Source organism: Frankia sp. CcCS3 (assembly GCF_977927575.1).
Genome location: NZ_CDWRCL010000003.1, coordinates 7,498 through 13,499, shown reverse-complemented (window position 1 = coordinate 13,499; position 6,002 = coordinate 7,498). Strand labels below are relative to the sequence as shown.

At 71.5% G+C, this 6,002-nt stretch carries 5 protein-coding genes; 2 read left to right on the top strand and 3 right to left on the bottom strand.

The genetic code is table 11. The features are described 5' to 3' along the window. Positions 1–644, top strand: a 644-nt coding sequence (locus tag AC08OQ_RS00610; protein ID WP_476611861.1) for a PadR family transcriptional regulator, incomplete at its 5' end; no start/stop codon positions are given. Here AC08OQ_RS00610 and AC08OQ_RS00605 read toward each other — a convergent pair. From AC08OQ_RS00605 to greA, 3 genes are read right to left on the bottom strand one after another with little or no spacing between them, the layout of a single operon-like run. Continuing rightward, complete coding sequence (locus AC08OQ_RS00605) at positions 564–2,558, bottom strand: vWA domain-containing protein (RefSeq protein WP_476599277.1); 1,995 nt, start codon at positions 2,556–2,558, stop codon at positions 564–566. The genes AC08OQ_RS00610 and AC08OQ_RS00605 overlap by 81 nt on opposite strands. A 43-nt stretch (positions 2,559–2,601) precedes the next feature. Continuing rightward, positions 2,602–4,113: a magnesium chelatase ATPase subunit I gene (locus tag AC08OQ_RS00600; RefSeq protein WP_476604395.1), complete on the bottom strand. Its 1,512-nt coding sequence runs from the start codon at positions 4,111–4,113 to the stop codon at positions 2,602–2,604. Positions 4,114–4,152: 39 nt separating this feature from the next. Further along, the gene (gene greA, locus AC08OQ_RS00595) at positions 4,153–4,635 is read right to left on the bottom strand and encodes a transcription elongation factor GreA (protein WP_476599273.1); all 483 of its coding nucleotides are present in this window, start codon (positions 4,633–4,635) and stop codon (positions 4,153–4,155) included. 437 nt (positions 4,636–5,072) lie between these two features. Here greA and mca point away from each other — a divergent pair, with 437 nt between their 5' ends. Continuing rightward, on the top strand, positions 5,073–5,975 hold the full coding sequence (gene mca, locus AC08OQ_RS00590; protein ID WP_462185942.1) for a mycothiol conjugate amidase Mca: 903 nt from the start codon (positions 5,073–5,075) through the stop codon (positions 5,973–5,975). Positions 5,976–6,002: the final 27 nt, after the last annotated feature.

Below are 6,002 nucleotides of genomic sequence, written 5' to 3'. Positions count from 1 at the left end.
CAAGTCATATCATCGAGACCATGGCTGGAATCGCGCTGACGCCGGTGTCGTATCTGGTCCTGGGGGAGGTAGCGCGGCGTGGCAGTGCCACTCCGTACGAGCTCAAGGTCGCGGTTGCCGGCTCGATCGGTAACTGCTGGTCGTTTCCGCACGCCCAGCTTTACAAGGAGCCGCCCCGCCTTGCCGCGGCCGGACTCCTTTCTGAGGAACGGGAGGAGTCCGGCCGCAGGCGGCGGATCTTTCGCCTGACCGGCGCCGGCCGGAGCAGGTTGGCCGCGTGGCTCGCCGTCCCGGAGGCCGGGCGCACCGAGCTGCGCGATCCCGGCCTGCTCAAGCTGGCATTCGCCGATCTGGGCCGGCCGGGTGATGTCAGCCGGCTCGCGCGGGCCCAGGCGGCGGCGCATCGCGCTCACCTGGAGGTGTACCGCTCCCTGACCGCGCTGCCCGCGGGTGCCCTGGCCTGGTCGCTGCGCCGGGCCCTCGATCTCGGGCTCGGCTACGAGGAGCTCGCGGTCGAGTTCTGGGAACGCCTCGCCGCCGAGCCGGGCGGGGCGGCGCGGCGGTCAGCGGACGGTGCGGTGCCTGCCCCGGGCCCGCAGGTAGTCCCGGATGACGTAGTTGCCGAGGGCGGCGGGATCGGGTGAGAGAACCCGCCCGCCGTTGCGTCTGGCCATCTCCTCGACGAACTGCACCAGCCGTGGCTCGTCGTCGAGCATGAACACATTGACGGTCACGCCGCGCCGGGTGAGCCGGTCGACCTCGGCCAGGGTCAGCTCCAGGGTCTCGGGCATCGGCGGCCAGGAGAACGAGGGAGCCCCGTCGCGCAGCAGGTGCGCGGTGGGCTCACCGTCGGTGACTACCATGATGACCGGCTCCGCCTGCGGGTAGCGGCTCAGCAGCCGGCCCGCGATGAGCAGGGCGTGCTGCAGGTTCGTGCCCTGCACCATCTCGGAGTCGAGTCCGGCGAGCTCGACCGGCCGCAGCTCCCGGGCGTAGTCCGAGAAGCCGACAATGTGGATCTTGTCTTGCGGGAACGACGTGCTGACGAGCGTGTGCAGCGCGAGTGCCGTCGACTTCGCGATGCCCCAGGTGCCCCGCAGCGCCATCGAGTAGGACAGGTCGACGAGCAGGCACACCGCCGCCGTGGCGCGGCGCTCCGTCTCGGCGACCTCGAAGTCGGCCACCGCCAGGCGGATCGGGTGGCCCCGGCCGGGCGGACCGCCGCGCAGCACCGCGTTGCGGACTGTGCGGACGACGTCGATCGGCTGGGTGTCGCCGAACTGCCAGGCCCGGGAGGTGCCCAGCAGATCCCCGGCGGAACCCGCGTCGGTCACACTGTGATCCCCGCGGCCTCGGGCGGAGATCTGCCGGAAGATCCGGGCCAGCGCGGCCTGCCCGATCCGGCGCACCGCCCGTGGGGTGAGCTCGAGGCTCCCGGCCCGGCGGGTGAGGAATCCCTGCCGTTCCAGCTCCTGTTCGATCTCCTGCAGCCCCCGCAGATCGTCGACGGCGGACCGGCCCAGCGCCCGGGCCACCGCCTCGGGGTCGACGTCCTCCAGGGATGCCCCGGCGTAGTCCTGCCCCAGCGCGGCGGCCAGTTCGTCCAGCTCCGCGAGCTCCTCCAGCGCGGTGGTGGCGTCGCCGAGGCCGAGCGGTTCCTCGCCGGTCAGGCCGTCGCCCAACCGGCCGGCCCGCCCCCGCACCCGTCCACCCCAGTTGAGGTCCGGTCGGGACGCGCGCAGCGCCTGCGCCAGTCGTGACATCTCTGCGGCGAGCCTCAGGTCCTCCATCGCCGTGGACATCAGGTCGGCGAGTTCGGATCGCTGCTGCGGGGTGAGCCCGGCCAGTAACCGCGCGGCGGCGGCGGCCCGGCGGGCCAGCGCGTCGACCAGTTCCTCCAGCGAGCCGGGGTTCTCCGGGAAGAAGTCGCCGAACTCCTGCATGAACCGGGCGAACGCCTCGTCGGTGTCCTCACCACGGGCGTCCGCCTCCAGCAGGGCGTTGAGCGCGGCGACCATCTCCCGGATCCGGGCGAAGTCTTCGGGCGCGGCCCCTTCCAGGGCCTGCTTCATTCCCTTGAACTGGGAATCGAGGACCTCGCGACGCAGCAGCTCGGAGATCTTCTCGTACGTCTCGCGGGCCGGCGGGGACCGCCAGTCGTACTCGGCGAGCGAGCGCACCGCACGGGCGGGGTCCGCGGGCAGCGCGTCCAGCTCGGCCTCGCGCAGCCGGGCGTCGTCGGAGGGGTCGGGGAACAGCGCCGCCCGTTCCTGGCCCACGGCGGTGTCGAGCAGCCGGCGGACCTCCTGGAGCGTCCCGTCCATCCGGCCGCGGGACCGGGCCTCCCGCCGGTGCCGCTCGACGGCCCGGCGCATGTCGTCCAGACCACGCCGGCCCGGCATGCCCCGGCGCAGCAGCGACTCCAGCGCCTCCCGCGGGGTGCGTCCCTCCAGAATCTGGCGGGACATCTCATCCAGGGCGTCGGACGCGGTGAAGGGGGAGGCGAGTGGATCGGGTCCGCCGTCCCACGGGCCATAACGGAATGTTCCGGAACTCACTGTTCCTCCTGGAAGCTTCCGTGCGAGGTCAGGTGCCGCCGGGTCAGGTGCCGTAGACGGTCCGTCCGGGAAGCTCTTCCTTGGCCAACCGACGGTTGAGGTGCAGTCCCTCCATCGCCAGCTCCAGTGCGGCCGCCGCGAGCCCCGGCGACTCCGCCCCGTCCACGCCGAGCCTGGTCAGGATCGCCGCGAGCCCGGGCACCGGCCCGGCCCGGCGCAGCAGCTCGGCCGCCGCTACCAGGTCGCCGGTCTCGACCGGGCCAGCCGCGTCGAAGCGGGCCTGCAGGCCGGTGAGGTCCGCGCCGGCCAGCCTCGCCCGGAACGTCTCGGCCACCGCGCGGCGCAGCAGCAGCGCGAGGACCTCGTCCTCCCGGTCCTCCTCCAGCTGGTCGAACTCGACCTTGCCGCGTACTGCCGGGACGATCGCGGCGAGGTCGACCACCCGTGCGGTGGGCGTCTCCTCGCCGGTCAGCGCCGCGCGGCGGACCGCCGAGGCCGCCACCGTCTCGGCCGCGGCCACCGACAGCCGGGCCGATACCCCCGAGCGCTGGTCGACCTGGGGGGCGTCGCGCACCAGCCGGGTGAACCGGGCCACGATCTCCACCAGGTGATCGGGTATTTCCGGCGCGCCGAGCGGGGACCCCGCCCAGGACATCACCGCCTCCTCGCGGATCAGCTCCAGTTCGTCGGTGAGGTGCAGCGGGTAGTGGGTGCGGACCTCGGCGCCGAACCGGTCCTTGAGCGGCGTGATGATCCGCCCTCGGTTGGTGTAGTCCTCGGGGTTGGCCGAAGCGACCAGCAGCAGGTCCAGCGGCAGCCGGAGCAGGTAGCCGCGGACCTGGATGTCCCGCTCCTCCAGCACGTTGAGCAGCGCGACCTGGATCCGTTCGGCGAGGTCGGGCAGCTCGTTGACGCTGAAGATCCCGCGATTGGTGCGCGGCACCAGCCCGTAGTGGAGCGTCTCGGGATCGCCGAGCGTGCGGCCCTCGGCGACTTTCACCGGGTCGACGTCGCCGATGAGGTCGCCGACGCTTGTGTCCGGGGTCGCGAGCTTCTCGCTGAACCGCTCGCCGCGGTGCCGCCAGACCACCGGCAGCGCGTCACCGAGATCGGCCGCCAGCGCGCGGCATCGGCCGCAGACCGGCGCGTAGGGGTGGTCGTTGATCTCACAGCCGGCGACGGCCGGCGACCACTCGTCGAGCAGGCTCACCAGAGTGCGGATGAGTCGGGTCTTGCCCTGCCCGCGCTCGCCGAGGAAGACGATGTCGTGGCCGGCCAGGATGGCCCGCTCGACCTGGGGAAGGACGGTCTCGCCGAAACCGACGATGCCCGGGAACCGGGGGCCGTCGCCCCGCATCAGGGCGACGAGGTTGTCGCGCAGCTCCGTCCGCACCGGGCGGTGCGCGTGCCCGCTGCGGCGCAGCTCACCCAGGGTGGTGAGCTGCGAGGCGGCGGCCGTCGGCGGGTGGGCCGGAGATGCCACGGTCGGTGGCACGGAATGACTGGGCTGTGCCGGCAGATCCTCCACCCGTCGACGGTACGCCGATGCCGCCACCCGTGCAGCCGGGTCGGCAGTCGTCCGCTGCTGGCGTAGTCAGCCCGAGTAGGGCGACACCGAGACGATCTTGACCTTGGCCGAACGGCCGTTGGGCAGCGTGTAGGAGACGGTCTCGCCCGCCTTGCGCCCGGTCACCGCGCCGCCCAGCGGGGACGCCGGGGAGAAGACCTCGATGGGCGTGCTGTGGTCCTCGCGCGAGCCGATGAGGAACTTCTCCGTCTCCCGTTCGCCGGGGAAGCGCACCTCGACGACGGTGCCGGGGCCGGCCTCGCCGGTCGCCGCGGCTGCCTCGCCGACCTGGGCGTCGCGCAGCAGGTCCGTGAGCTGGCGAATCCGGGCCTCCTGCTTGCCCTGCTCCTCCTTGGCCGCGTGGTAGCCGCCGTTTTCCTTGAGGTCGCCCTCCTCGCGGGCAGCTTCAATTTTGGTCGCGATCTCCGTACGCCACGGGCCGGTCAGGTAGTCGAGCTCGGAGCGGAGCCGGTCGTATGCCTCCTGGGTGAGCCAAGTCTGCTGCGTCACGCGGGTCACGCTCCTCGGTGAACATCAAAAGGACCATCATACCAAAATGAATCAAGGAAGATGTCGGGCTTGGTGGCTCTGGCGGCGTCTGGACCGCCTGGAAGCCCCGGACCGGCGGGTCAGCCCTTACGGGTGATCCGACAGCCCTTGCCTTTGACCTCGACCACGAATGCTTCACGCAGGGGTGGGAGGACGACGGGACCGGCCGTCGTCCATCGGCCCTTCGGACCGGGCCGACGACGATGTCGGTGCGCCGGTCGACGGCAGCCCTGCCGTCGAAGCATGCCCTGCCGTCGAAGCATGCGCGGACGGTGCATTGTGCCACGGCGTTGGGTGACTTTTCTAGACCGAACGCGGGGCGGGCCCCGGCGGTTCCCCGGGCGAGCTCGGACCACCCGGGCCAGTGAGCTCGGAACAACGCCGGGGCATCAGGAACAATGGGCCGCATGCCTGCGGTCCACGATCGGCATGGCCTGCGCTTGATGGCCATCCACGCCCACCCCGATGACGAGTCCAGCAAGGGCGCCGCCACCATGGCACGTTACGCCAGCGAGGGCGCCGACGTGCTCGTGGTCACGTGTACCGGGGGAGAGGAGGGCAGCATTCTCAATCCCGCGATGGACCAGCCGGGTGTCGCCGCCCGGATGGCGGAGATCCGCAGGCAGGAGATGGAGGCTGCCCGGCTCATCCTCGGGGTCCGCCAAGAGTGGCTCGGCTTCGTCGACTCCGGGCTTCCTGAGGGCGATCCGCCGCCGCCCGTTCCGGACGGGCGGTTCGCCACCATCGCGCTCGACGAGGCGGCCCGTCCGCTGGTCCGGTTGATCCGTCAGTTCCGGCCGCAGGTCATCACGACCTACGATGAGTCGGGCGGGTATCCGCATCCCGACCACATCATGACCCATCGGGTCAGTGTGGAGGCGTTCGAGGCGGCCGGTGATCCCGACCGTTATCCCGAGGTCGGTGCTGACGCCGGCCTCGAACCCTGGCAGCCGCTCAAGCTCTATTACCACCTCACCTTCCACAAGGAGCGCATCCTCGCTCTCCACGAGGAGATGATGGCCCGCGGTCTGGAGTCCCCCTATGCCGAGCGGCTGGCCGAGTGGGTCGACCGCGCCGAGGACACCGGTCGGCTCACCACCCAGGTGGAGTGCGCGGACTGGTTCGAGACCCGCGACCGGGCGCTGATCGCCCACGCCACCCAGGTCGACCCCACCGGATGGTGGTTCCGGATACCCCTGGAGGCGCAGCGGGACGCTTGGCCGACGGAGGACTACCAGCTGGCCCGTTCTCTCATCGAGGTCGGCATGCTGCCCGAAGACGATCTGTTCAACGGTGTGTGACTTTCCGGTGATGTGGCCTTTTGGGGG